Below are 24,902 nucleotides of genomic sequence, written 5' to 3' on the forward strand. Positions count from 1 at the left end.
AAAAATAGCAATTTAACTGCTTTGCGGGGCGCTGATGCGCGGCGAAGCTGCGCGCACGCAGTTGCGGCCGTGGTGTTTGGCTTCGTACAGGGCTTTGTCCGCGTCGGCCACCAGTGTGGCGGCCGAGGTCATGCTGGCCGGAATGGCGCTGGCGACCCCAAAGCTGGCGGTGATGCGCAAGTGCCTGCCTTCGATGGGGATTTCCAGGGTGGCAATCTCGGCGCGCAAGTCTTCTGCCACGTCCAGCGCGTCGCCCAGCGTGCTGTTGATCAGTAGCACCACAAACTCCTCGCCCCCGTAGCGGGCCAGCACATCGCCGGCGCGCAGCACCTTGCTGCGCAGAAAGTCGGCCAGGTAGCGCAGGCAGGCATCGCCCGCCGGGTGGCCCCAGGTGTCATTGATGGACTTGAAGTGGTCGATGTCGAACAGCAGCAGCGCCAGCGGCTGTTTCAGGCGGCTGGCGCGTTTGTGTTCGGTCTGCAGCATTTCGTCAAAGTAGGCGCGGTTACCTACTTGGGTCAGGCTGTCGGTGTTGGAGAGGCGTTGCAGCTGCGCATTCACGGTCTGCAGCTTTTCCAGTGCCTCGTGCAGTTCGGTGGTGCGCTCTTGCACGCGGCTTTCCAGCTCGCGGTTGGCCTGTGCCGTGGACTCGATCAGCGCTTTTTGCGAGGCGCGGGCTTTTTGTGCATGGGCCAGGGCGACGGCCTGGGCATTGATGCGCAGACTGCGGTCGGTGTTGATGCGGTCTGCCAGGGTGAACGACAGTAGCAATACCAGTAAAAGCACACCGATTTGGGAGGCATTGTCCGTCCAGAAGTTGGACGGCAGCAGGCCAAACTTGCCAATCGTAAGCACACTGACGCCGACGAACACCGAAGTCCATGACAGGCAATAAAAGCGTGCGAAACGCGCGCCCGCCCACCAGCGCCAGTAGCCACATCCCAGTGCAACCACCGAGACGACCAGAATCATGGCCGACGTTGCGCGGATGATGAGGGGATAAGGCAAAACAAAGGCCCCCACCAGCAGCAAAGCGCTGATACCTGCGAGCCCCAGTACCCCAAAATGCGCGGTCCGTGAAAACCGCCGCAACTTGAGGAAACTGTCGGCAAACAGGGCAGCCGCCACGCAGGCTGAGGCAATGAAGACCGGCACCGCAATGCTGTTCCAGCGAATTTCGTTGGGCCACACATACGCAAAGGTATAGCCCCACAAGGTGCTCCAGAACAACAAGTAGCTGGCCACAAAAGCGATGTAGTAGAGGTAGTTGATATCGCGCGTGGAGGCGTAGATAAACAGGTTGTAGATGATCATCACGACCAACATGCCCAGCACCGCGCCGGCCAGCAAATGCTCTTGGGCTGCTGCCGCTTGAAAGGCAGCGGGCTCCCACAGGCGTAGCGGGGCCTCGATGGTGCCGCTGGAGGCCATGCGCAGATAAATCTGATGTATGCCCGGCGTCAGCGTGAGTGGCATCACAAGGTTCTGGTGCTGTACCACCCGTTGTGCAAAGGGTTGCTCATCGCCCAGCGCGTATTTGGTCACGAGCTGGCCATCCTGCAGCTGGAACAGGCGCACATCGTCGATGAAAGCACGGGGCAGCTCCAGCAGCCGTTGCATGGATTTGCCGCTGCGGTTGTCCAAGGCGAAACGGAACCAGTACGCCTTGTCGGTAAAGCCAAAATTCGGGCTGGTGCGATCAATGACTGCCCATGTTTGGAGCCTGCTGCTGGCTTGATCCAGCGAGAGTTTGCGGCCCGGGTCTTCCAGATAGGCCAGATGGTGGCCCAGTTCAACCCGGTGGGGTGTGGCGTCCGAAAGGCTAATCAGAGGGAAATCAGTGCCGTGGCTCGGTGTATCGGCCCACGCGGCGACCGCTGCTCCGCATGCCAGCAGCACTGCACCAACCCAACGGGACAACACGCTGAGAGTCATTCCCGGAAATCCTCAGGGGTGGCTAGGCATGGAATGGGGGTTGACGAGCCTGACCCCGGCACTGGCTCCACAGTTAGGGCTGCTTGGTTCCCCACCTGACCCGGTTGGCCGCTTCACCATGCGGGAAGGCCCGTCAGCGCGCATTGTACCCAAAGCGCAGGGGCCGTTTCCCAGCGGTCAGAGCAGGTTGGGCTGGGTATTGGCATCCGAGGTAAAACGGTAGCCGTTGCGGCCACCGGCCTTGGTGCGGTACATGGCCCGGTCGGCGTTGTTGATCACCTCTTCGGCGGTACTGCCATCGTCCGGGAACTGGCTGATGCCGATGCTGAATTCCACGCACAGCGTGTGGCCCTCAAATTCCATAGGGGCTTTCAGTGCCGCCAACAGTTTTTCGGTGAATGCACTGATGAGGTTGCGATCCGAAAATTTGTCGATCATCGCCACAAATTCGTCGCCGCCCAGGCGGGCCACCGTGTCGATTTTTCGGGTGTTGGCGGCCAGACGTTGGGCCACGGTTTTGAGAACGGCATCGCCAGCTGCATGGCCCAGCGTGTCATTGAAGCTTTTGAAGTTGTCTACGTCAATGAACAACAGCGCAAAGCCTTCTTCGGTGCGCTGGGCGCGGGCAATGGCTTGCTCCAGCCGGTCCATGAACATGCGCCGGTTGGGCAGCTCGGTCAGCATGTCGTGCTGAGCCAGATGCTCTAGCTCTTCATGGCTATCTTGCAGGTCATCCATTTGCTTGCGGATTTGGCTCTGCATGCGCGCAAAGCTGCGTGCCAGCATGCCGATCTCGTCACTGCGCTCAACCGGGAGGGGCAAGACCTTGTTGTCGTTGGAGAACCGGTGCACTGCGGCAATCATGCTGTTGATGGGGTGCGTGAGCGCACGCGCCACCAAAACAGCAAGAAAAGCACACGCCAGGCTCACCAAAATCACGATCTGCACAATCGTGCGACCCAACTGGTCAGTTTGTTTCAGTACACCTTCCAGGGGGCGAGCCAGTCCCAAGATAAGCCTGGTCTCTTCACTGCTGGCCAATACCGTGCGGCCGACAAATGCCGCTAACAAGGGAGCAAATGCGTGAGGCCCTTGGTCGGCCTGCAACAAGACGCTCTCTGCAGTTTGGTCTACCAAGGCTGCCGTTTGTGCAAATTCGTCTTGCACCAGCACGCGGCGGCCCCGGTCAAAGCCAAAGGTTTTGGTGTTGTCGGGGTGGATCAGGTAGTCACCCTGGTAATTGGCCAGGTACAAGGCAAAGTCTTCAGGCAGGTCCGCGGAAAGCAGGGCAAAGAGGCCGTCAAGGTCCAGGTTGATCACCAGCAGACCCAGGGCCTGGCCTTGTGCATCACTGACCGGTGTGGCGAGCTGCAGGGTAGGGCGATCCAAGCCTGCATGGGAACCTTGTTCGTGGTTGATGGCAATGGGCGAAAGGTAGGTTTCGCCGTAAGCGAGCTTGAGGGTTTCGGACACGTATGCAAAATGGCCTTTCTCCTGCAAGTCGTCGCCCGTCACCACTTGCAAGGTACCGCTGTCCCGGTCCACTCGCACGCGCTCCATGCCGTAATCTTTGGCGCTGATCAGGCGAATTTGCAGGTAGGCCGGGTTGGCCGACATCAGCACCTTGAACAGCGTGGCCAATTGGGTCTGCGCGCTGCCTGCATCGGCCTGCAGCGAGGCTTGGGATGCCGGGTGGGACGCCAGCACCATCAGGTTGCGTGACACTTCTTGGCGCGTTAGCGCAATGCGGCGTGCCAGTACTTGTGTGGATAACAGCAACTCGTCTTGGGAGGACTGCACCAGCAGGGTGCGGCTGACGTTGAACGCATAAAACCCGGTTAGGCCGGACACCAGCAGGCCCACCAGCGCCAACACCAGTGTCAAACGGGCGCTGATGCCAAACTTCATGGTGCCAGTACCTTGGTGGCGCGATCACCTGACAGAATGCGGCTCCAGAGCAGGTTTCTGCGCTCCACGTTCTCCACCGGCTCCAGCCAAATGAGTTTGTCTTCCGGCCTCAGGTAGGGTGAGGTGGCGGTGGTATTGGCCAGGCCTTGGCGTTCCAGCAGGACCCTGCCGGGGCCGTCTTCCAAGGTGTAGTTGATCCAGGCCTCAGCCAGTGCGGTGTCTTTGGCACCCCGGGTAACAACCCAGCAATCCAGCCAGGCCAGCGCGCCTTCTTTCGGTATGGCGTAGCCCACATCCAAACCGGCGGCCTGCAACTGCTTGAATTGTTGCGAACCGTAGTTGGCAAAGAGCAGGGCCGCTTTGCGGCTCCGGAACCATGCCACCGAATCGTCCAGCTGGCTGTAAAACGTCAAGGCATTGCGCCGCAGGCCAATCAGCTGCTGCACGGCACTCTCCCATTGGGCTGCCTGCAGCTCAAAGGGGTTGCGGTTGCCCAAGGCTTGTGCCGCCAGCGCAAAGTTGTGAGCCCCTCCGTTGTAGATCAATACTTTGCCTTGGTAGCGCGGGTCCCACAGCGCCTGAATGGAGGTAGGCGGAGTTTTGACTTGCCGGCGGTCATATATGAGGCCCATTTCCGAGTAGGTGTAAGGCACAGCGAACACCTTGTCTGCATGCACAACGCCCGGAATCTTTGCCAATGCCTGAAATCTGGGCAGCTGGCGCTTGGTGTTGGTAATGGTGCGCACATTGATGGGCACCACCAGCGCCTTTTGAATGTAACGCTGCAATTCCGCCGTGTTGACAGCGAATACATCAAAGTCGCCAGCTTGGTTCTTGGAGATGCGGGCCCAGAGGGCTTCGTCGGTGTCGATATAACTGACTTCGACTTTGGCCCCGGTGCGTTGTTCAAAAGTTTTGACGATATCCGGGTCGGCATAACCGGGCCAGGCCAGTACCCTCAAGGTGCCACCGGCCTGCACCGCGCCGCCCCAAAGGCATGCCGCAAGCACACAAGGCAGCCATACAAAGCGGCTTCTCAACAAAGTAGGCACATTCATGGAAGGGGTGGTCTTTGCGGGCTTCCAGTCTAACTGAGTGTGACTGGGTTGGCACACTAGAATCGGCGTATGTCTTACCTCGTGCTCGCCCGCAAGTACCGTCCGCGCAACTTCACCGAAATGGTGGGGCAGGACCACGTGGTGCAAGCCCTGACCAATGCGTTGACCACCCAGCGCCTGCACCACGCCTATCTGTTCACCGGTACGCGTGGCGTGGGCAAGACCACGGTGTCGCGTATTCTGGCCAAGTCGCTCAACTGCCAAGGTGTTGATGGCAATGGGGGAATCACTGCGACTCCCTGTGGCGTTTGCCAGGCTTGCTCCGATATTGATAGCGGACGTTTTGTGGACTACACCGAACTGGACGCAGCAAGCAACCGTGGTGTGGACGAAGTGCAGGCCCTGTTGGAACAGGCGGTCTACAAACCCGTGCAAGGGCGCTTCAAGGTCTTCATGATCGACGAGGTGCACATGCTGACCAACACGGCGTTCAATGCCATGTTGAAAACCCTGGAAGAGCCACCTGAGTATTTGAAATTTGTGCTGGCAACGACCGATCCGCAGAAAGTGCCGGTCACTGTGTTGAGCCGTTGTCTGCAGTTCAATTTGCGGCCCATGGCGCCTGAGACCATCCGTGAACACCTGACCAAGGTGTTAGAGGTGGAGCAGGTGCGCTCGGAGGTGCAAGCCCTGCGCCTGTTGGCGCGCGCTGCCCGCGGCTCCATGCGTGACGCGTTGAGCTTGACTGACCAGGCAATCGCATTTGGTTCTGGCCAGTTGCAGGAGGCCACGGTGCGCCAGATGCTCGGCAGTGTGGACCGCTCTTATGTGTTCCGCCTGATCGAAGCGCTGGCAAGCAGCGACGGCAAGACGGTGGTAGAAACTTCCGAAGCGCTCCGCCTCAACGGCTTGAGTGCAGCCTCCACGCTGGAAGAAATGTCTACAGTTCTGCAGCGTATGGCGGTACTGCAGGCTATGGGGGGGGGCGTAGCTGCTGACGACAGTGACCCCGAAGCTGCTGACACCGCGCGGCTGGCGGATTTGCTTCCCGCCGATGAAACCCAGTTGCTGTACAGCATTTGCTTGCATGGCCGTGCCGATTTGGGCCTGGCGCCCGACGAATACGCTGCACTGACCATGGTGCTGTTGCGCCTGCTGGCCTTCAAGCCTCAAAGCGGCGCAGCGCCGCTGGCTGAAAAAAAAACTCTAACTGACGCTGCACGGGCGCTGCCCGTAACACCACCAGCGGCAATCGCTGTGGCTACGCCGGTAGCGAGCCCTGCAACTGTCTCGGTTCCGGCTCCCGCTCCGGTGGCACCCGCTGCGCCCGTGATCGCGCGTCCTGGGGTGGTGCAGCCCTGGGAGGAGGCGCCAGAGCCTATGGCTGTAGCGCCCGAAACCGTCACCATCCCCCCAGGACAGGTGCTGACCGTACGCGACAGCGGCCCTGACCAGGATGACGAACCTGCCGATTTGTATGAGGATGAAAATCGGCCCTCAGAGCGCGTGGTATCTGCGCAAGCAGCTACTAAAGTTGTAGCGGTCCCGGTGCGCACCCAGCTGGAGGGGCGATCGGAAGCCATGGCGACCCAGGTGCCTCAGGTCCTCTTGCCCACCGAAGAGGGTGATTTCTGGCACGCCACGGTGCAGCAACTGGCTCAAGCCGAAGCGATCACTGCCATGGTGCGTGAGTTGGCCCTGCAGTCTCAGCTGATTGCACGGGACACTGACCAATGGCTGCTGCGTGTCGAGCGCGAGTCGCTCAACCAGCCTGGGACACGCGACCGCTTGACGGCCGCCCTGACAGCTGCCGGATTTCCCGTCAAGTTGGTGGTGGAAGTGGGACGTGTCACAGACAGTCCCAGTCGGCGCAATGCGGCGGCATCGGCCGAGAAGCAGCAGGCGGCAGAGAGGATAATTGCGGACCATCCATTCGTGCAAGCCATGGTGCGCGACTTTGGCGCGAAAATTGTGCCCGGCTCCATCCGGCCACTCTGACGCCTCCTTTCTATTTCTTTTTTCTCACTCAAGGACATCCATGTTCAACAAAGGACAACTCGCAGGCCTGATGAAACAAGCCCAGGCGATGCAGGACAACATGAAAAAGGCCCAAGACGAGCTGGGCAATATTGAGGTGACCGGGGAGTCCGGCGCCGGGCTGGTGAAGGTCACCATGACTTGCAAGCATGACGTCAAACGGGTGGTGATTGACCCAAGCCTGCTGGCTGATGACAAAGACATGTTGGAAGACCTGGTAGCGGCCGCCTTCAATGCGGCTGTACGCAAGGCCGAAGAAACATCGGCTGAGAAGATGGGCAAGCTCACAGCTGGCATGCCGGGGTTGCCAGGCGGCATGAAGTTCCCGTTCTAAGCGGTCTTATCCCGCGTGTCCGATACCAACGCACTGGATGCCCTGGTGCAGGCGCTCAAGCGCCTGCCGGGCGTGGGGGTGAAATCTGCCCAGCGCATGGCCTTTCATTTGCTGCAGCATGACCGCTCCGGTGCACAGCTGCTGGCACAGGCCTTGCTGCAAGCCAGCACCCAGGTACACCATTGCGAGCGCTGCCACACGTTTACTGAGCAACCGGTCTGTGCATCCTGCTTGGATTCGCGGCGTGACCACAGCCAACTGTGTGTGGTGGAAACCCCGGCTGATCAAGCCGCCATGGAACGCACGGGCGCTTACAAAGGCCTGTATTTCGTGCTGATGGGCAAACTCAGTCCGCTGGACGGTGTTGGCCCGCACGACTTGGGCCTGAAGAAGCTGTTTGAGCGAGCCTGTGATGGAATGGTGCAAGAAGTCATTCTGGCGACTAACTTCACTGCCGAAGGCGAGGCCACGGCCTATGTCATTGCCGAGGGGCTCAAGGCACGCGGAATCAAGCCCACGCGTTTAGCCCGTGGGGTGCCCGTGGGCAGTGAGTTGGAATACGTAGATCTGGGCACCATAGCCCATGCGCTGGTGGACAGGCGCTGAGGTGCGCCATGTCAGTCTGGTTTGATTTTTGAAAGTAATTTTTTCATGCAATACACCCATTTCACCGTTGCCTACTGGTGCGTGCTGATTGCCGCCTTGCTGCCTATTGTTTGTGCCGGATTGGCCAAGTCCGGGCGCATCAGTGTGCCGCGCCGTGAAGGTGGTTATGACAACGTGAACCCGCGTGAATGGCTTGCACGCCAGACCGACTGGCGTGCCCGCGCCAATGCGGCGCAGGCCAACAGTTTTGAGGCGCTGCCTTTTTTTATTGGTGCAGTCATCATCGCCCATCAGTTGGGCGCGCACCAAGCTCGCCTGGATATCTTGGCCTTTCTGTTTATCGTACTTCGCATGCTCTACATCATGATGTACGTGGCCGGACTGGGAACGGCCCGTTCCATCGTATGGAGCTTGGCATTGGCGAGCAATATCGCTATATTGCTGGTCGGCTATCGTTGACAGCCCGGCCGGCGCTGCCAGCAAGGCGTACCCAAGCAAGTCTCTTATTTGCGGGCAACTTTTGCTGAGGCAGCGCGCGGTTTGCTGGCCACAGACTTGCCCTTGGCAGGCGCTTTGGCAATTGCAGTTTTTCCCCTGGCCTTTGCGGTAGTGGTCTTGTTGCGTGCCTTAGCGGGCAAGTAGAGCACCACTTGCTGCCCAGCCTTGAAGCTGGCATTTGCGCCCACCTTGTTCCATTCGGCAACCGATGCCGCACTGACTTTGTACCTCCGTGCCACGCTGGCAACAGTTTCGCCTTTCGCGGCGCGTACACTGGCACGGCGCAGGGCAACTTCTGGCGCCAGAGTCAGCTGGCCGTTGTCTGCGACTCTTTCGGTCACATCTGCCATGTGCGCGCTGCGCGGTACCAGCAGCGTGGAGCCCGCCCGAATCACGACGCGGGCCGGGATGTTGTTGATGTTGCGCAGATCACTCTCGGACATGCCTACGCGTTTGGCCGCCTCGGCCGGACGCATGGTGGTGGGTGCCACCCATGCGGTCCAGCTTGCCAAACGGTTGCTGCCATAAGCCTCCAAATTGGACTGGAATACTTCGGCGTTGTCCCAAGGCAGCAAAATTTGCGGCGTGCCTGCCGCCAGTATCACCGGGCGGTTGATGGAAGGGTTCAGTGCCTTGAAGTCTGCCAGGTCAACCTCGGCTAGTTTGGCGGCCAATGTCAGGTCAATATCCCGCCGTATGGTGACTGTTTGGAAATAGGGGTGGTTTTCAATCAGCGGCAATTTGGAATTGAATTGGGCAGGGTTGGAAACGATGTTTTTAACCGCTTGTAGCTTGGGTACATAAAACCGGGTTTCCATGGGCATGCTCAGGTCTTGGTAGCTGGTCGCTTGTCCGGTACGCTTGTTTTTGGCGATGGCGCGTCCTACGCTGCCTTCGCCCCAGTTGTAGGCTGCCAAGGCCAGGTGCCAATCGCCAAACATGCCATGTAGCTTCTGCAGGTAGTCCAGTGCGGCGCGTGTAGATGCGAGTACGTCCCGGCGGTCGTCACGAAATGCGTTCTGCTTGAGTTCAAAGTACTTGCCTGTGGCAGGCATGAATTGCCACATGCCTGCAGCTTTGGCACTGGACACAGCCTGCGGGTTAAAAGCACTTTCAATAAAGGGCAGCAAAGCCAGTTCGGTGGGCATGCCACGCAACTCCAGTTCTTCAACAATGTGAAAGAGGTACTTCTTGGAGCGCTCCGTCATGCGAAAAATGTAGTCAGGACGGCTGCTGTACCACTGCTCGCGGTCCCGTACCAGTTCCGTATCCAAATCGGGCATGCCATAGCCGCGACGGATACGCTCCCACAGGTCTGCCGGCGGGGCCAGGGCCACAACGGTGCGCGAAGGCAGCGACTGGGCATCGATGTTGCTGAGTGGGCCCGCACTGGTGGCACGTTCGGTTGACGGGGCTGATCTGGTGGGGGCGGTGCGTTGCAGCTCCCTGCTGGTTTGCAGGTTCAAATTGTCTGGGGAAACGCCTGTCGCACCGCTGCTGCTGGTTGCCGCATTCGTGCCTGCTTCTGCAGAGTTGCTTGGCGGTGCGGTTGTGCTGGCACAAGCAGTCAGCAAGGTCACCGCCAGCAGGCTGCTAAATTTTAGAAAGTTCATCGGTATTCGTTCTTCCAACGCCGTAGCGTGGCAAAGGCACCATCGCGGGCCAGCCCTGCAGCGTCGAAGTGACCCAAGGCGGCAAGGATGGGCGGCGCAGATGCGCGCAGAAAAGGGTTGATGCGCCGCTCCAAGTCTATCGAAGAAGGCAAAGTGGGCAAATTTTGATCGCGCAACGCCAAGCATTGGTCTTGGTAGGCCAGTAGGTCTGTATTTTGTGGGTCCACCGCCAGCGCAAAGCGCAGGTTGCTCAAAGTGTATTCATGGGTGCAACACACCCGAGTATTCGCGGGCAGGTCGGCCAGCCGCTTCAGTGAGTCTTCCATTTGGGCTGGAGTGCCTTCAAAAAGTCGGCCACAGCCTGCGCTGAACAGGGTATCGCCACAAAACAGCAGTGGCGCACCATCTACATCAGGGTGATAAAAAGCAATGTGGCCTGCGGTATGACCAGGCACATCGATCACCTCGAAGGCCAAACCCAATGCGTGTACCTGTTGGCCTTGTACCAAAGGCAGATAGGGTTGAGGGATGCTCTCGTGCGCAGGGCCCCAAACCTGTGCGCCTGTTGTCAATCGCAAGCTGTCCACGCCGCCTGTGTGGTCGGCATGGTGATGGGTGACTAGAATGCTGCGCAGTTCCACCCCTTCTTGCTGCAGGGCCTGCACGACAGGCGCAGCGTCACCCGGGTCCACCACCAGTGCTTCTCGTCCATCGTGCAACATCCAGACATAGTTGTCTGAGAAAGCGGGTAGCGGTATTAACGTCATGAGCCGACAAATTATAGGTTTGCACGACTGGTTTCAGACACCTGCGGGTCAGTACTTGTTGCGTTGGGAGGATGCGCAGCTGCAGTCCTCAGTAGCCGACATTTTTGGCTACCATGCCCTGCAACTCGGGGTGCCCCAATTGGACGGTTTACGTGCCAATCGTATGCCACACCAGTGGCTGGGCATGCCCTCGTTGGAGCCTGCCCCCACTGTGCCGGAATTGCGTACAGCACTGGTAACTGACTATGCCGCTTTGCCATTTTCGGCTTGCAGCCTGGATTTGGTGGTGTTACCCCATACCCTGGAGCTGAGTGCAGATCCCCATACAACGCTGCGGGAAGTGGAGCGGGTACTGGTGCCTGAAGGCCGTGTCGTGATTTGTGGCCTGAATCCCGTCAGTTTGTGGGGGCTTAGGCAGCGCCGTGCCCATGCCCTCCGGCGACTGGGTGTGGGGGAGTTGTTTTTGCCGGACTGTGGTGAGTTCATTGGCTACTGGCGTTTGCGTGACTGGTTGCGCCTGCTGGGCTTTGAGGTGGAGGAAAGTCGACTCGGCTGTTACCGTCCCGCGGTGCGAAGCGAGAAGTGGCTGGAGCGATGGGCCTGGATGGACGCAGCCGGTTCGCGTTGGTGGCCCATATTGGGAGCTGCCTATTTTGTGGTGGCCGTCAAGCGTGTGCGTGGCATGCGTTTGTTGGGGCCAGCCTGGAAAACAGCCCAGGCACGCGTTGGAGCCCCCGTGCCCGCAGTGCAGCGCAACCAGAAAACTACACAAATACAGCAACGAAAGTAACAGGAAAGTGACACAAAGCATGAATTCCGTAGTGATCTACACCGATGGCGCTTGCAAAGGCAACCCCGGCCCCGGGGGCTGGGGTGTGCTACTGCGCTCACCTGACGGGAGCGAGAAAGAACTGTTTGGCGGTGAGTTGGGAACCACCAATAATCGCATGGAGATGATGGCGGTGATTCAGGCCCTAGCGGCTCTCAAGCGGCCCTGCGCGGTGGTGTTGCACCTGGACAGCCAATACGTGCTCAAAGGCATTACCGAATGGTTGGCAGGCTGGAAAGCCAAAGGATGGAAGACGGCAGCGAAGCAGCCGGTCAAAAATGTGGATTTGTGGCAACAGTTGGACCACCTAGTCAGTACCTCGGGCCACACCATTGATTGGCGATGGGTGAAAGGACATGCTGGTGACCCCGGCAACGAACGGGCAGATGCCCTGGCCAACCTGGGCGTGGACAAGGCCTTGGGGCGACACTGACGCGCAAAACTTGAATTCCTGTAGGCCGGCACGGGGCTTGCGTCGCGAGATGCGCCGTGTCATGCATCGACGCTACCATTGTGAACCCGTCTGATTGCAATTCCATCCACTCACTCATTCCCCATGGCATCAAAAGCTGTTTACTCTGCTATCGCATTTGTTGGTATCGCAGCTCTCTCCGGCGTGGCTTGGTGGTACCAATCCAAACCCCAGGGCCCCAAAGAAATTGTTGGCGGTAATGCCCAGGCAGCATCGGGCTCGGCAGCTGCCTCCGCTCCCCCACGGATTGCGGGCGTCGAAGTGGGTAAGGTTGCGCGAATCACTTTGCAAGACGATGCGCAGTCGGTGGGTTCCCTGCGCTCGCGCCAGAGTGTGATGGTGCGCCCAGAGGTGGCCGGACGTGTCAAAACCTTGGGCTTCAAGGATGGGGCCCAAGTGCGCAAGGGGCAGCTGCTAGTCCAACTGGACGACACTTTGCAACGTGCTGAACTGAGCCAAGCCCAGGCCCAGCTGTCCATCGCAGAGGCCAATTTCAAGCGCAACCAAGAGTTGGTGGCTCAGAACTTCGTAGCACAAAGGGTGTTGGACGAGAGTGCTGCCAACGTGCAGGTGGTGCAAGTACAACTTGCGCTGGCGCAAGCCCGCTTGGGGCGCATGGCCATCGTGGCGCCTTTCGACGGCACGGTAGGGCTGCGTGCAGTAAATGTGGGCGACTATGTCAAAGACGGTGCTGACCTGATCAACCTTGAGGATACCGGCAGCATGTTGTTGGACTTCCGTCTGCCTGAGCGTTACCAACGCAAATTGCGCCCCGGTCTTGTGGTGGAGTTGGCCTTGGACGCATTTCCGGGACGCGCCTATAAAGCCCGCATTGAGGCAGTAGATCCTTTGTTGGATGCAAACGGCCGATCCGTTGGCATTCGTGCGGTGCTGCCGAACAATGGCGGCGACCAGGCTGGTGTCGGTGCAGGAGCACCATTGCGCCCCGGCATGTTTGCGCGGGTAACAGCGATTTTTGGTGTCAATGATGCCGCGCTTGTCGTGCCCGAAGAATCTCTCGTGCCGCAGGGTGGAAAGCAGTTTGTCGTGCTGGTTGTGCCGCCATCGGAAGTGCCTTCGGCTGCCAATTTGCCCGCCAACACAGAATGGGTGTCCAAGCGGCAGGAAGTCAAGCTGGGTGTGCGTCGCCAAGGCAAGGTCGAAGTCACCGAGGGCGTCAGCGAAGGGCAGACGATCGTGGTTGCTGGTCAGCAGCGTTTGCAGCGCGATGGCACGCCGGTGCGTATTGTGGAACTGGGAAGAGGCCCCGCCGCGGCAGCGTCTGCACCGGCAAGTGCACCAGTGGCGCGTTCTTCCGGAGGCTGATGCACCATGCAATTGGCCGAAACATCCATACGCCGGCCGGTCTTCGCGACCGTGCTGTCTTTGCTCATCATGTTGATCGGTGCGGTGTCTTTCACCGGTCTGTCAGTCCGGGAGTATCCGAAGATTGATGAGCCTGTCGTCACGGTGACCACGCGGTTTGGCGGCGCGTCGAGCGAGGTGGTTGAAGCCCAGGTGACCAAGGTGCTTGAAGACTCCTTGGCGGGGATTGAGGGCGTGGACGTTATTACTTCTAGCAGCCGCCAGGAGCGCAGCCAGATTTCTATCCGCTTCGCGCTGTCGCGCGATGCGGATTCGGCCGCTGCCGATGTGCGTGACAAAGTCTCCCGCGTGCGCCAACGCTTGCCCCAGGGCATTGATGAACCTGTCATCGCCAAGGTCGAGGCAGATGCGTTCCCGGTAATTTTCTTGTCCTTGAGCTCCGACACCCACAACGCCTTGCAGTTGTCGGAGATGGCCAATACCCTGGTAAAACCCATCTTGCAGACGGCTCCTGGTGCTGCCGATGTCACGATTTCCGGAGAACGCAAGTTCTCCATGCAGATCTCTTTGGATCCCGCCAAGTTGGCGGCATTTCGCTTGACGATCCAGGATGTGGAGGACGCATTGCGTCGCTCGAACCTGGAGGTCCCGGCGGGGCGTATTGAAAGCAACCTGCGCGAGTTCAACGTGACCGCCGCGACCGACCTGAGCCGGCCCGGCGAGTTTTCACAGGTGATTGTTAAAACCGTCAACGGTTTTCCGGTGCGTATTGGTGATGTTGCCCGCGTGGCGCAGGGGCCGGCCGAGGAGCGCTCCAGTGTGCGACTCAATGGGAAGGATGCGATTGGTGTGGGTGTCATTCGGCAGGCAACCGCCAATCCGCTCGATTTGTCAGCCGGGGTACGGGCCTTGATGGACAAAATCCAAAAGGATTTGCCGCCGGGAGTGGTGGTGGAGGTTGCCAACGACAACTCGGTTTTTATTGATCGCTCCATCAAAGCTGTGTACCAAACCATCGTTGAAGCCTCCGTGTTGGTGGCCTTGGTCATTTTTGTGTTCTTGCGCACTTTGCGCGCAGCAATCATTCCGCTGGTCACCATTCCGGTGGCACTGATTGGTACTTTTGCCCTGATGGCCTTGGCGGGGTTCAGTATCAACACGCTGACGCTGTTGGCACTGGTGCTGGCGATTGGCCTGGTGGTGGACGATGCCATCGTGATGCTGGAAAACATCTACCGACACATTGAAGACGGCATGCCGCCGTTCCAAGCTGCCATCCAGGGTGCTCGGGAGGTCGGCTTCGCGATTGTTGCCATGACTCTCACTCTGGTGGCGGTTTACGTGCCGTTGGCATTTGCTCCGGGGCGCACAGGACGTCTCTTTACGGAGTTTGCTTTGGCACTGGCGGGTGCCGTGTTGGTGTCGGGATTGGTGGCGTTGACGTTGTCTCCGATGATGTCCTCCGTGTTGTTGCGTCATAACCCGCGCCCCAGCTGGTTTGACAGCACCATGGAACATGCGCTGGAGTCTTTCACCAGAGGCTACGGCACCATTCTGGCTTGGACATTGCGCCACCGCTGGCTGGTGGTGTTGGTGATGGTAGGTAGCGGGGCCGTGACTTGGGCCGTCATGGGCTCTATCAAACGCGAATTGTCACCGATGGAAGACCGGGGGGTAGTCCTTGCACAAATGAATGCACCTGACGGTGCCACGCTGGATTACACGAACCGCTACGCCCGTTCGATCGAAAAAGTGGGCGAAAATTTTCCAGAGTTCGACCGTATTTTTGCCAACATTGGTAGTCCCACGGTGGCACAGGGCAATGTGTTTTTTCGTGCAGTTCCCTGGGAGGAACGCAAACGCACCACCATGGAGATGGCCCGGGAGATGACCCCCCGGGTTTCCGGTATGCCGGGGGTCACTGCATTCCCGATCACGCCACCCTCATTGGGTCAAGGGTTTACCCAGCGGCCTGTCAACTTTGTCATCATCACCTCAGAGAGCTATCAGAACTTGTCGCAGGCGGTACGGGCATTTCAGGATGAATTGGCCAAGAACCCGGGGTTTCTGCAGGTGGATACCGATTTGCGCCTGAATAAGCCTGAGTTCCGCCTGGAAGTAGACCGGGAGCGGGCCGCTGACATGGGTGTGGGTGTGGATGTGATTGCGCGATCCATTGAGACGGTGTTGGGTGGACGCAATGTGACCCGCTATAAGCGTGATGGAGAGCAGTACGACGTGGTGGTGCGGACCGCTGCGACAGGGCGGGATACGCCCGATGACATTGAGAACATCTTTGTGCGCGCAAAGGGTGACACCATGGTGCCGCTTTCTGCCTTGGTCAAAGTCAAGGAGGTCGTGGTGCCGCGTGAGCTGAACCACTTCGGGCAGCGTCGCTCCGCGACGGTGACAGCGAACCTGTCCCCCGACTACTCCCTCGGAGAGGCGTTGGACTTTTTGGATGCCACGGCCAAGAAAGTGCTCAAGCCGGGATACGCCACCGATGTGAATGGTTCCAGTCGCGAGTTTCGCAAGTCCTCGGACTCCTTGTCCTTGGTATTTTTGCTGGCCTTGGTTTTCATTTTTTTGGTGCTTGCAGCCCAGTTCGAAAGCTTTGTGGATCCCTTGGTCATCATGCTCAGTGTTCCACTCTCCATGGCTGGCGCCTTGGTGGCTCTCAAGTGGTCTGGGGGAACGCTGAACGTGTTCAGCCAGATCGGCCTCATTACCTTGGTGGGCTTGATCACCAAGCATGGCATTTTGATGGTGGAGTTTGCGAACCAGTTGCGTGAGCAGGGCATGCAGACCTTGCAAGCTATTCAGCAGTCGGCATCTCAGCGTATTCGCCCCATCCTGATGACCACTGGCGCCATGGTGCTGGGGGCTATTCCGTTGGCGCTGGCATCCGGCGCCGGGGCGGAGAGTCGCCAGCAAATTGGCTGGGTGATTGTGGGAGGCATGTCGGTAGGCACCTTGCTAACGGTGTTTGTGGTTCCCACCATGTACACCTTGCTTGCCCGCAAACACGCACCTGGTGCTAAGAAAGACCCAGCCTGACTTAACCGGGTTCCGTGGCGGCCAAGTCCGCCAAGGTGTTGAAGTTATCGAACACATGGGCTGGGTAAGTGGGGGTATCAAAGTCCACCCACTGCACTTCGTTGGCCTCCAACCACGTTTGCACTTTGCGTTGACCGCTATCCAAGTAGCTATGCAGGTTGGTTGCCAGGCGGACAGACAACAGGCAGGCCAAAGGATGGGTGCGCCCGTTGGCACGGGCTGCTGCTGCTTTGTGCCGTGGGGAGCACAGAGCGCCTGAAAGGCGGGATGCGAGGTCCAGCGGTAGATGGGGCGTATCGCATGGCACGATCAGCACGTAGTCCAGTGACAGGGGCGACGATGTTGCGTATTGAAAGGACGACCAGATACCCTCCAAAGGTCCGCCATAGCCCGGGTGGTCATCGGCCCACACTGGGTAGCCCAGTGCCGCGTAGGTCTGCAAATGGCGATTGGCACTGATACCCAAGTGCTGCACCGGGCCCCAGTTTTGCGCTTGCAGACGCTGCAGGCCATGTGCGACCAGTGCCTGGCCCCGGTAGGCTTGGAGCCCTTTGTCAGCCCCACCCATACGCTGGCCTTGCCCACCCGCCAGCAATACACACAAGGTGTTGCTGGGTGTAGGCGCTGGCATGCGGGAATCAACCACCGATGTAACTCATCTCCACCCGGCGCACACCGGGCAGGTTGTCGGAGGGCAAAGCGCTGCGCAGGGCGGAATACTGATCGCTGCGCTGGTGCCAGACTTGGCGGATTGCGGTCCCCAGTTGGTCATCAAGGCTGCCGTCGCGTAGCAGGCTGCGCAAGTCGTAGCCCTGGCTGGCGAAGAGGCAGAGATAAAGTTGTCCCTCGGTGGAGAGGCGCGCCCGGTTGCAGTCGCCGCAAAAAGCCTGGGTAACGCTGCTGATCACCCCAACCTCACCCGCTGCGGTGTCATGCCGTCCCGCTGGGGTTGCATAGCCCCAGCGCTGTGCGGTTTCTCCGCGATTAGCGTGTTCCAGTGCTAGTAGCGGCCACTCCGTTTGCAAAAGGCGAACCACGTCAGCCGATGGCATCACTTCATCCATGCGCCAGCCATTGGTGGCGCCCACATCCATGTATTCAATAAATCGAAGCACGATGCCCGTGCCCTTGAAGTGCCGTGCCATGGGCAAAATTTCATGCTCATTGGTGCCGCGCTTGACCACCATATTCACTTTGATCGGCCCCAAGCCTACGGCCTGCGCGGCTTCGATGCCGCGCAGCACATCGGTGACCGGGAAATCCACATCGTTCATGCGGCGGAATACGGCATCGTCCAGCCCGTCCAAGCTGACGGTGACACGTTGCAGGCCCGCCTCCTTCAAGGCCCGGGCCTTTTTTGCCAGCAAGGATCCATTGGTTGTCAGGGTCAGGTCCAGCGGTTGGCCCTCGGGCGTGCGCAGAGCCGCTAGCTGTGCCACCAGAATTTCCAGGTTTTTGCGCAGCAGGGGCTCGCCACCGGTTAGCCGGATTTTTTGCACCCCTTGAGCCACAAACTGGCGTGTCAAGCGGGTGATTTCCTCAAAGTTCAGCAGCGCCGTTTGCGGCAGGTACTGGTAGTCCTTGTCGAACACGTCTTTTGGCATGCAGTAGCTGCAGCGGAAGTTGCAGCGGTCTGTCACGCTGATCCGCAAATCCCGCAAGGGGCGACCATGCCTATCGACCAAATTAGCCCCTCCGGTAGCAGACACATGCGGGGCTGGTGCCAAACTGCTGACGGGGATAGACCGCGCGCGTTGGTCCACCAAGGGTACGATGCGCAAATTGCCGGGTTCTGCCATGCGCTCTATTGTCCACGCTTCCGCAGCGCGGTATGAATCGCAGTGCAAAATCGAGGCAGTACAAGAAATACAAAACCTGTCGTTGGAGAAGAAGTCATGACCTCCAAACTCTTACCCCTATTGTTGTCAGTCGCTTGCGCGATGGCCCGAGCCCAAAGTGGTTCTCCGGCCAGCGCGGTGAGCGAGCGCGACTTTCTGGGCGAAGTGCCTGTTGTGTTGTCGGTGTCCCGCTTGGCTCAGCCGCTCGATGAAGCACCCGGGGCTGTGACGATTTTGGACCGGCAGTTCATTCGCATGTCAGGTGCGCGCGATGTAGCTGACCTTCTGCGCATGGTGCCGGGCTTTCAAACCACTACCTCTTTTGAAACCGATGCCCCACTGGCCTCTTACCATGGGCGCAGCGATGACTGGGCCAACCGTATCCAAGTGCTGGTAGATGGGCGCTCTGTGTACTCGGGCCACCTGCAGGGCTCTGCGGGGCTTGGGCTGCAGACCCTGGCGCTGAACGATATTGCGCGTATTGAAGTCTTGCGTGGCTCCAACTCTGCGGCCTATGGTGCCCGCGCCTTTCTGGGTGTGGTCAATATAGTGTCGCGCGATGTACGTGAAACCGTGGGCAGCAGTTTTTCTGTGGCCGCAGGCGATAACGGTGTTGCCGATGCTGGCGGCAGTCTGGGCTGGGGTGGGCCGGGAGCCGCCTACCGGATCAGCATGGACAGCCGGGGTGACTCCGGGCTGCGCGGCGCCTTTGGTCGTAACCGGGTGTCCCGTATGAATGCGTCCGCTGCCTTTGATTTGGAGGCAGGGTCCGAGCTGGATATCCGTCTGGGTGCCTTGGGCATTGAGGCGGGGCGTGGCACGCATGGCGACGCAGGCAATGCAGCGCGCATGCGGTTTCTGGGTTCCCAGTTTTTGCAAGCCGATTGGCACACACCTTTGGGCGAAGACCAGGACCTCTTGCTGAGTTACTCCCACACTGAGAACACGCACAGGGACAGTTTTCCCTACCTAAGTAATGCAGCAGGGGCGGGCTACTTTGGCATACCCATTGACTTAGGGGGCCAGGAAGTGAACGACGCTTTTACCCTGCAGCACACGGTGCGTGCCTCAGAGGCGCTACGGGCGGTTTGGGGCTTGGAGGCTCGCCAAGAGGTTGTGAGTTCGCCCTCCAGTTTCGATGTGGTTGGGCGAGTGGTCTCGCATTTCTCGCGCTTGTTTGGCAACCTGGAGTGGCGGGTAGACCCCAAATGGGTAATCAATGCAGGCGCTATGGGCGAGCACAGCAGTATGGCCGGTGGCTCCGTTTCGCCACGCCTCATGCTCAATTGGCACGCGCTGCCCGGTCATACCTTGCGGGCTGGTGTCAGCAGCGCCTTTCGCCCCCCTAGTGCCTACGAAAAGTATGCCGCGGTACGCTACTACGATGTGAACGGGCAGAACCCCATCACCACGGTGCAGAGCAACGGCGTGGTGGGCCCTGAAAAAATCTTCACACGCGAGCTGGGCTACAACCTCTCACTCGACCAGAACGTTTGGTCGGGTGACCTTCGTCTGTTCGAGGAGCGCATCACCGATGGTATTGAGCGCCCGGCGAATCTCAGTCCTGAGCAATACCAGAACATCGAAAATTTCACCATTACGGGAGCCGAGTACCAAATGCAGTGGCGCCCTGCCTTGGATACCCAGATTTTCCTCACTCAGACCTGGACCGACATCGCCAATGCCACGCGCTTTAAAACCTCGCACGGTGCAGCGCGTTATGCCACATCGCTCGCCTTGATGCATACCTTGCCGGGCGGGCTCATGGTGTCTCTCATGCACCAGCAGTCGGAGGACATCGGCCTCATGTCCGGCAATAGCCAGCGTTATGCCGTGGGCCGCACCGATGCGCGCGTTGCCAAAGCTTTGCGTATTGGTCTGCGCAAGGCCGAGTTAGCCCTTACTGTGCAAAACCTCGATCAAGCCCAGCGTGACGGCGATCGCAAGTTTTTCTTTGACCGTCGCGCCTTTGTGTCGTTGCGGATGGACTACTGAGACATGGGCTTGTTGCGCGCGCTGTACCGCCTCCTGGCAATCTGGGTGCTAGGGTGCGCGGGCGTGGCCTCCGCTGCAGAGATTCTGGTTCTCAGCAGTGAGCGCAGTCCCAGCTACCTCGATGCGAGCCAGGCGGCGGTCAGGGAGCTGGTGAGACTGGGGGTGCGTCGCGCTGACATTGCCGTGCTTTATCTCCCCGAATTGGCACCGCCGGACCTGGCTGCTGCACACAGCGCCAAGGTCTGGATTACCTTGGGATCGGATGCCCTTGCACGCGCTTTGTCGCGGGACGGCCGCCCCCCCGTAGTGTCTGCCCTGATTCCGCGTTTGGGTTTTGAGCGCATCCTGCGCGAGAGCCCCGGAAAGACCGGTGCCCCTGTCGTTGCGGTGTACCTGGATCAGCCCTTTGGCCGCCAGCTCGACCTGATGCAATTGGCCCTGCCAGAGGTCAAGCGTGTGGGTGTGCTGTGGGGCCAGGAGTCGCTGCTCCAGCAATCCAACCTGCAGGCCGCAGCGCAGGCCAAGGGCATTGACCTGGTCGCTGGGCAGGTGCCATCCTCGACCAGCCTGTTCACGGGATTGAAGATTGTGCTCGACGGTGCTGACGTGTTGTTCGCAGTGGCAGATCCACAGGTCTACAACAGCAGCACGATTGCGAATATTTTGTTGGCTACCTACCGTGCGCGCGTGCCAGTCATGGCATTTTCCCCCGCTTACGTCAAAGCGGGGGCTCTGCTGGCGGTTTACAGTACGCCGCGCCAGATCGGGGTTCAGGCGGGCATGATGGCGCGCACCGTGCTCCAGGGCGGAGCGGTGCCGACATCGCAATACCCCTTGGAGTTCAGTGTCGCGCTGAATGAACATGTTGCCCGCTCGCTGGGCATGTCGCTGGACGAGTCGGTTTTGAACGAACGGCTGCACCGCTTGGAGAAGCGCCCATGATGTTCCCGGGTATTCGCACCCGCATGTTGGCTGCCGCCCTGGTGCCGGTCACTTTGGTGGTGCTGGCGCTGGTGGCTGTGTTCTGGACCAGCCGTGTGTCCGACTTGGATGAGTCCCATGGCTTGCGCACGCGCCTGATGGCACGCCAAGTGGCGTTGGCCAGCGAGTACGGAATTTTCTCGGGCAACGTGTCGGCGCTGCAGGCTGTTCTGGCTGGTTTGCAGCGGGAGCGCGACGTTCGCTCTGTGGCGGTGTTTGGCGTGGATGGCCGCATGTTGGCGAGCTCCGGTGTGTTGCACTACAGCGGTTTCAAGGAAGCCAGCAATCCAGCCTATGCACAGTACCAGCGATCTGGCAATGTTGACGTGGTGGTGGAAGAGGTGACGTCGGGGAATGTGTCGATAGATGACTTGTTTTCCCCCTCACCGGGTGCACAGGGCACAGCACCCGAGATTTTTGGCTATGTTGTGCTTGAGGTATCTCGTGCGCGTTTGGTGGCACGCGAGAGTGAGTTGTTGATGCTCGCTTTGGGAATTGGCTTGGCTGGCCTGGTACTGGGTGGCATATTGGCCACCCGCATGGGAGAGGGGGTCGTACGCCCTGTGTTGCGGGTGTCGCGCATGATCGAGCGCATCGGCGAGGGGGATTTGACACCCAGCTCCGAGTCCCGCCCCAACGACCCGCTGTACGACCTCCAAACCCGACTGAACCAAATGGCCCAGCGCCTTGCCTGGGGGAGAGAGGAGATGGAGTTCCGGGTGGAGTCAGCCACGCGGGAGCTGCGGCTCAAGAAAGAAGAAGCCGAGACCGCAACCTTGGCCAAGTCCCGTTTTTTGGCTGCGGCCAGCCATGATCTGCGCCAGCCAACCCATGCCTTGGGTATGTTTGTGGCCCGGCTTGGCCAGTTGCCGCTGGATGCCCCGACGCGTCAGCTGGTGGCCAGTCTGGAGGCCTCAGTGCAGTCCATGCAGGATTTGCTAGACGGACTGCTTGATGTGTCCAGGCTCGATGCGGGCGCAGTTCAGGTGAAGATCGGCCCGGTCAATATGGGCGAGTTGTTTCACAGCCTGCGCAAGGCTCTGCAACCGCTGGCAGAGAGCAAGGGCTTGCGCCTGCGCATACGCCCCAGCCCCTACTGGGCAATGACGGACCCGGTGCTGTTGCAGCGCATGGTGATGAACCTGGCCAACAATGCGATTCGTTACACCGAGCGTGGCACAGTTTTGATTACTTGCCGGCGTGTGGAGGGCGGGCGCGCAGTGCGGCTAGACGTGGCAGACAGCGGCATAGGCATTTCGCCGACCCACCAAGAGGACATATTCCGGGAGTTTTACCAGGTGGGTAATTCGGGGCGTGACCGCGCCCAAGGCTTGGGCCTGGGCCTGAACATCGTGGAGCGCACTGCCCAGCTGCTGGGCCACAGCATCACTTTGCGCTCAGCGCTGGGCTGCGGCACGCGATTCTCTATCCACTTGCCTGTCGCGCAGGCGGTAGATGCCTCTGCAGCTCTGGTCTCGGTGGATCCCCAGGGGCTGGGGGGCGTGGAGGGCATGCGCGTGCTGGTGATTGAAGACGATGGCTTTGCCTTGGAAGCGATTCGGGATTTGCTGAGCTCTTGGGGCTGTGTGGTCAATGCGGCGGCCACGGTGGCGCAGGCGCTGGATTTTGTGAATGCCTATGCGGCGCCCGATGTGGTGCTCAGCGATTTCCGCCTTGGCGAGGCACGCAATGGTTTGGACGTGATCGCGATGGTGCGAGCCCATGCGCGGCGCGATATTCCAGCTTGCCTGATGAGTGGTGACACAGATGCCGGCCTGATCCAGGCCGCCAGGGATGCAGGGCTCACGCTGCTGCACAAGCCGGTGCGCCCGGCCAAGCTGCGCAGCTTTCTGCGTCGATCGGCCATGGCGGCCGAGGTGGAAGATCTGCCGGAAGCCTAGGCTGCTGAAGTGGGGCGATAGCCGCAGCGCGCTGCAGCTACGACGGCCTGAGTGCGGTTCTGCACATCAAAGTAGCGCAGGATGGATGCCACGTGGGTCTTGACCGTTTCTTCCGACACATTGAGTGAGCTGCCGATTTCCCGGTTGGAGCGTCCATCAAGCAGTTCGCGCAGCACCAGCTCCTGACGTTGGGTGAGCGGGGGCTTGGCGTTGGCACCATCAAAGGACAGAGCGCCAAAGTCACTGCCCAACTCGGAGGGCGAATAGACATCACCGTTCAGAACCAGGCGCACGGCGTGAAGCAGTTCGTCGCTGAGGCTGGACTTTGTGACGAAACCCGAGGCGCCGGACTGCAGAACCTGGCGCATGATTTGTACATTGGCGGAGCCCGACAGCATGACGATGGGCAGCTCCGGATGTTTTTTGCCAAACACATCCAGGGCCTGCAGGCCGGTCATGTCGGGCAGGTGGTAGTCTAAAAGCACCAGGTCAATGTCTACATGGTTTTCTGCCAATGCAAATGCCTGCTCGCAGGTCCCCGCCTGCAGCACAGAGACGTTTTCATCCAGACCTTTGAGCACCTGGTGCAGGCCTTCGCGCACCAGCGCATGGTCGTCAATCACAAGTATTTTCACGGGCGTGCTTTAGGAGAAGGGCGCAGAAAGCGCCAACGACACCATGGTAGCGCATCGCAGCGATTAACCTCTAGGAGAGTCAGAGCCAATAGCTTAGGGCCGGTGGCCTACGAGGGCGGCTCACGCAGTGTCAGGCTTTGGCACCTGGAGAACTGGCGCGTTTGCGCTGGGGCCTCTTCAAGCCCGCAATCAGATACTCGGCAAATCCTGTGGTGGCGGGTGACGATATTCGGTGTGCTGACTGGTAGAGGCAGACCTGCCGGACCACCTCAGGGTCCACAATGCGCCGCATTACCAAGCCCTGCCTTTTGGCCCAGGTCTGCACATAGGCCGGGGAGACGGTGACCGCCAGACCGGCTGCCGCAATGCCGAATGCGGTGGATATATGGTCTACCACCTCGCGAGGGCGGATTCGCTCAGCCTCCGGCAAGGCCACCCCCATTTGCGCCACGCTGATCTCGTGGTCGCGGCCCGCCGTCACGAGCGGGTGTGCACGCACATCCGCCCAGTGAACTTGGGCCTGTGTGGCCAAAGGATGATGAGGCGCACACCACAGCACCCACGGGCTGCTGAATAGCGGCGTGTGGTTAACCGCATCGCTGCCGGGGCGATCAGGTCCGATGGCCAGATCGGCCTCGCCACTGGCCACGACATCCGTAAGCTGTTCAACGGCGGCATCTCGGATGCGGACAACGATCTTGGGGCGCTCCAAGGTGTAGTCGCGGATCAGCGGCGGCAGGATGGTGCTGGCGATCACCATGGGGGCTGCAATGCGGATCAGGCCGGAGGCACGGTTGCGCAAATCAGTGGCCGCAACCTCTGCAAGGTGCAGGTGCTTGAGCACGGTTTGCGCGGAACCGTAGAACTCTTTGCCCTCTGCCGACAGGCTGACTTTGCGCGTACTGCGGACAAACAATTTAAAACCCAGGCTGGACTCCAACTCCACCACCAGCTGGCTAACCGCAGAGGGGCTTAGCGCAAGCCGGTCTGCTGCGCTGGTAAAGCTCAGCAGCTCGGCTGCAGTCACAAAAGCTTCGAGCTGTCGCAGGGTATAGCGGTGGGAAGACATGGGTCTATTGTGAAGCTTATCTAACAAATTGCCCAGAATTTAT

Annotated in this window: 20 protein-coding genes and 1 other RNA gene; 11 read left to right on the forward strand and 10 right to left on the reverse strand. The window is 59.7% G+C overall.

Annotated features, from left to right (window positions below):
• Positions 1-12: 12 nt before the first annotated feature.
• The 4 genes from U5O12_RS11485 to U5O12_RS11500 form a co-directional block, all read right to left on the reverse strand.
• On the reverse strand, positions 13-1,935 hold the full coding sequence (locus U5O12_RS11485; protein ID WP_322578767.1) for a diguanylate cyclase: 1,923 nt from the start codon (positions 1,933-1,935) through the stop codon (positions 13-15).
• Positions 1,936-1,974: 39 nt separating this feature from the next.
• An RNA gene (ffs, locus tag U5O12_RS11490) (signal recognition particle sRNA small type) lies at positions 1,975-2,070 on the reverse strand.
• A 42-nt stretch (positions 2,071-2,112) separates the two neighbouring features.
• On the reverse strand, positions 2,113-3,843 hold the full coding sequence (locus U5O12_RS11495; protein WP_322578768.1) for a diguanylate cyclase domain-containing protein: 1,731 nt from the start codon (positions 3,841-3,843) through the stop codon (positions 2,113-2,115).
• Positions 3,840-4,901, reverse strand: coding sequence for an extracellular solute-binding protein (locus tag U5O12_RS11500; RefSeq protein ID WP_322578769.1), 1,062 nt, complete (start codon positions 4,899-4,901; stop codon positions 3,840-3,842). The genes U5O12_RS11495 and U5O12_RS11500 overlap by 4 nt, the downstream gene beginning before the upstream one ends.
• 69 nt (positions 4,902-4,970) lie before the next feature.
• Between U5O12_RS11500 and dnaX the strand changes: the two genes are divergently transcribed.
• From dnaX to U5O12_RS11520, 4 genes are read left to right on the forward strand one after another with little or no spacing between them, the layout of a single operon-like run.
• Complete coding sequence (gene dnaX / locus U5O12_RS11505; protein WP_322578770.1) at positions 4,971-6,899, forward strand: DNA polymerase III subunit gamma/tau; 1,929 nt, start codon at positions 4,971-4,973, stop codon at positions 6,897-6,899.
• 40 nt (positions 6,900-6,939) lie between these two features.
• A complete protein-coding gene (locus U5O12_RS11510) occupies positions 6,940-7,272 on the forward strand; it encodes a YbaB/EbfC family nucleoid-associated protein (protein WP_322578771.1) in 333 nt (110 codons plus the stop codon).
• 15 nt (positions 7,273-7,287) lie between these two features.
• Positions 7,288-7,878: a recombination mediator RecR gene (recR, locus tag U5O12_RS11515; protein WP_322578772.1), complete on the forward strand. Its 591-nt coding sequence runs from the start codon at positions 7,288-7,290 to the stop codon at positions 7,876-7,878.
• 45 nt (positions 7,879-7,923) lie between these two features.
• A complete protein-coding gene (locus U5O12_RS11520) occupies positions 7,924-8,337 on the forward strand; it encodes an MAPEG family protein (RefSeq protein WP_322578773.1) in 414 nt (137 codons plus the stop codon).
• A 44-nt stretch (positions 8,338-8,381) separates the two neighbouring features.
• On the opposite strand, the gene U5O12_RS11525 is transcribed toward U5O12_RS11520, so the two are convergent.
• Both U5O12_RS11525 and gloB read right to left on the reverse strand, forming a co-directional pair.
• Entirely contained in the window at positions 8,382-9,989 is a 1,608-nt protein-coding gene (locus tag U5O12_RS11525; protein WP_322578774.1) for a transglycosylase SLT domain-containing protein, read from the reverse strand.
• Positions 9,986-10,756: a hydroxyacylglutathione hydrolase gene (gene gloB / locus U5O12_RS11530; protein ID WP_322578775.1), complete on the reverse strand. Its 771-nt coding sequence runs from the start codon at positions 10,754-10,756 to the stop codon at positions 9,986-9,988. The genes U5O12_RS11525 and gloB overlap by 4 nt, the downstream gene beginning before the upstream one ends.
• On the opposite strand from gloB, the gene U5O12_RS11535 reads away from it, so the two are divergent.
• From U5O12_RS11535 to U5O12_RS11550, 4 genes are all read left to right on the forward strand, one after another.
• Entirely contained in the window at positions 10,755-11,546 is a 792-nt protein-coding gene (locus tag U5O12_RS11535) for a class I SAM-dependent methyltransferase (protein ID WP_322578776.1), read from the forward strand. The two genes, gloB and U5O12_RS11535, sit on opposite strands and share 2 nt — an antisense overlap.
• Positions 11,547-11,565: 19 nt before the next feature.
• Entirely contained in the window at positions 11,566-12,018 is a 453-nt protein-coding gene (gene rnhA / locus U5O12_RS11540; protein ID WP_322578777.1) for a ribonuclease HI, read from the forward strand.
• A gap of 123 nt (positions 12,019-12,141) precedes the next feature.
• Positions 12,142-13,383: an efflux RND transporter periplasmic adaptor subunit gene (locus U5O12_RS11545; protein WP_322578778.1), complete on the forward strand. Its 1,242-nt coding sequence runs from the start codon at positions 12,142-12,144 to the stop codon at positions 13,381-13,383.
• A gap of 6 nt (positions 13,384-13,389) precedes the next feature.
• Positions 13,390-16,440: an efflux RND transporter permease subunit gene (locus U5O12_RS11550; protein ID WP_322578779.1), complete on the forward strand. Its 3,051-nt coding sequence runs from the start codon at positions 13,390-13,392 to the stop codon at positions 16,438-16,440.
• A gap of 1 nt (position 16,441) precedes the next feature.
• On the opposite strand, the gene mobA is transcribed toward U5O12_RS11550, so the two are convergent.
• Positions 16,442-17,071, reverse strand: a complete 630-nt coding sequence (gene mobA / locus U5O12_RS11555; RefSeq protein ID WP_322578780.1) for a molybdenum cofactor guanylyltransferase MobA — start codon at positions 17,069-17,071, stop codon at positions 16,442-16,444.
• A gap of 7 nt (positions 17,072-17,078) precedes the next feature.
• Positions 17,079-18,239: a GTP 3',8-cyclase MoaA gene (gene moaA, locus U5O12_RS11560; protein WP_322578781.1), complete on the reverse strand. Its 1,161-nt coding sequence runs from the start codon at positions 18,237-18,239 to the stop codon at positions 17,079-17,081.
• A gap of 96 nt (positions 18,240-18,335) precedes the next feature.
• On the opposite strand from moaA, the gene U5O12_RS11565 reads away from it, so the two are divergent.
• The 3 genes from U5O12_RS11565 to U5O12_RS11575 are packed head-to-tail and all read left to right on the forward strand — an operon-like array spanning position 18,336 to position 23,155.
• Positions 18,336-20,273, forward strand: coding sequence for a TonB-dependent receptor plug domain-containing protein (locus tag U5O12_RS11565; RefSeq protein ID WP_322578782.1), 1,938 nt, complete (start codon positions 18,336-18,338; stop codon positions 20,271-20,273).
• A gap of 3 nt (positions 20,274-20,276) precedes the next feature.
• Positions 20,277-21,215, forward strand: a complete 939-nt coding sequence (locus tag U5O12_RS11570) for an ABC transporter substrate-binding protein (RefSeq protein WP_322578783.1) — start codon at positions 20,277-20,279, stop codon at positions 21,213-21,215.
• Positions 21,212-23,155, forward strand: coding sequence for an ATP-binding protein (locus U5O12_RS11575; protein ID WP_322578784.1), 1,944 nt, complete (start codon positions 21,212-21,214; stop codon positions 23,153-23,155). The genes U5O12_RS11570 and U5O12_RS11575 overlap by 4 nt, the downstream gene beginning before the upstream one ends.
• Here U5O12_RS11575 and U5O12_RS11580 read toward each other — a convergent pair.
• Both U5O12_RS11580 and U5O12_RS11585 read right to left on the reverse strand, forming a co-directional pair.
• The gene (locus U5O12_RS11580) at positions 23,152-23,790 is read right to left on the reverse strand and encodes a response regulator transcription factor (protein ID WP_322578785.1); all 639 of its coding nucleotides are present in this window, start codon (positions 23,788-23,790) and stop codon (positions 23,152-23,154) included. The two genes, U5O12_RS11575 and U5O12_RS11580, sit on opposite strands and share 4 nt — an antisense overlap.
• A gap of 130 nt (positions 23,791-23,920) precedes the next feature.
• Positions 23,921-24,859 carry a LysR family transcriptional regulator gene (locus tag U5O12_RS11585; RefSeq protein ID WP_322578786.1) on the reverse strand — a complete coding sequence of 313 codons (939 nt, stop codon included), beginning with the start codon at positions 24,857-24,859 and terminating at the stop codon, positions 23,921-23,923.
• Positions 24,860-24,902 lie beyond the last annotated feature (43 nt).

It is taken from the genome of Rhodoferax sp. (assembly GCF_034519335.1).
Lineage (GTDB): Bacteria > Pseudomonadota > Gammaproteobacteria > Burkholderiales > Burkholderiaceae_C > Allorhodoferax.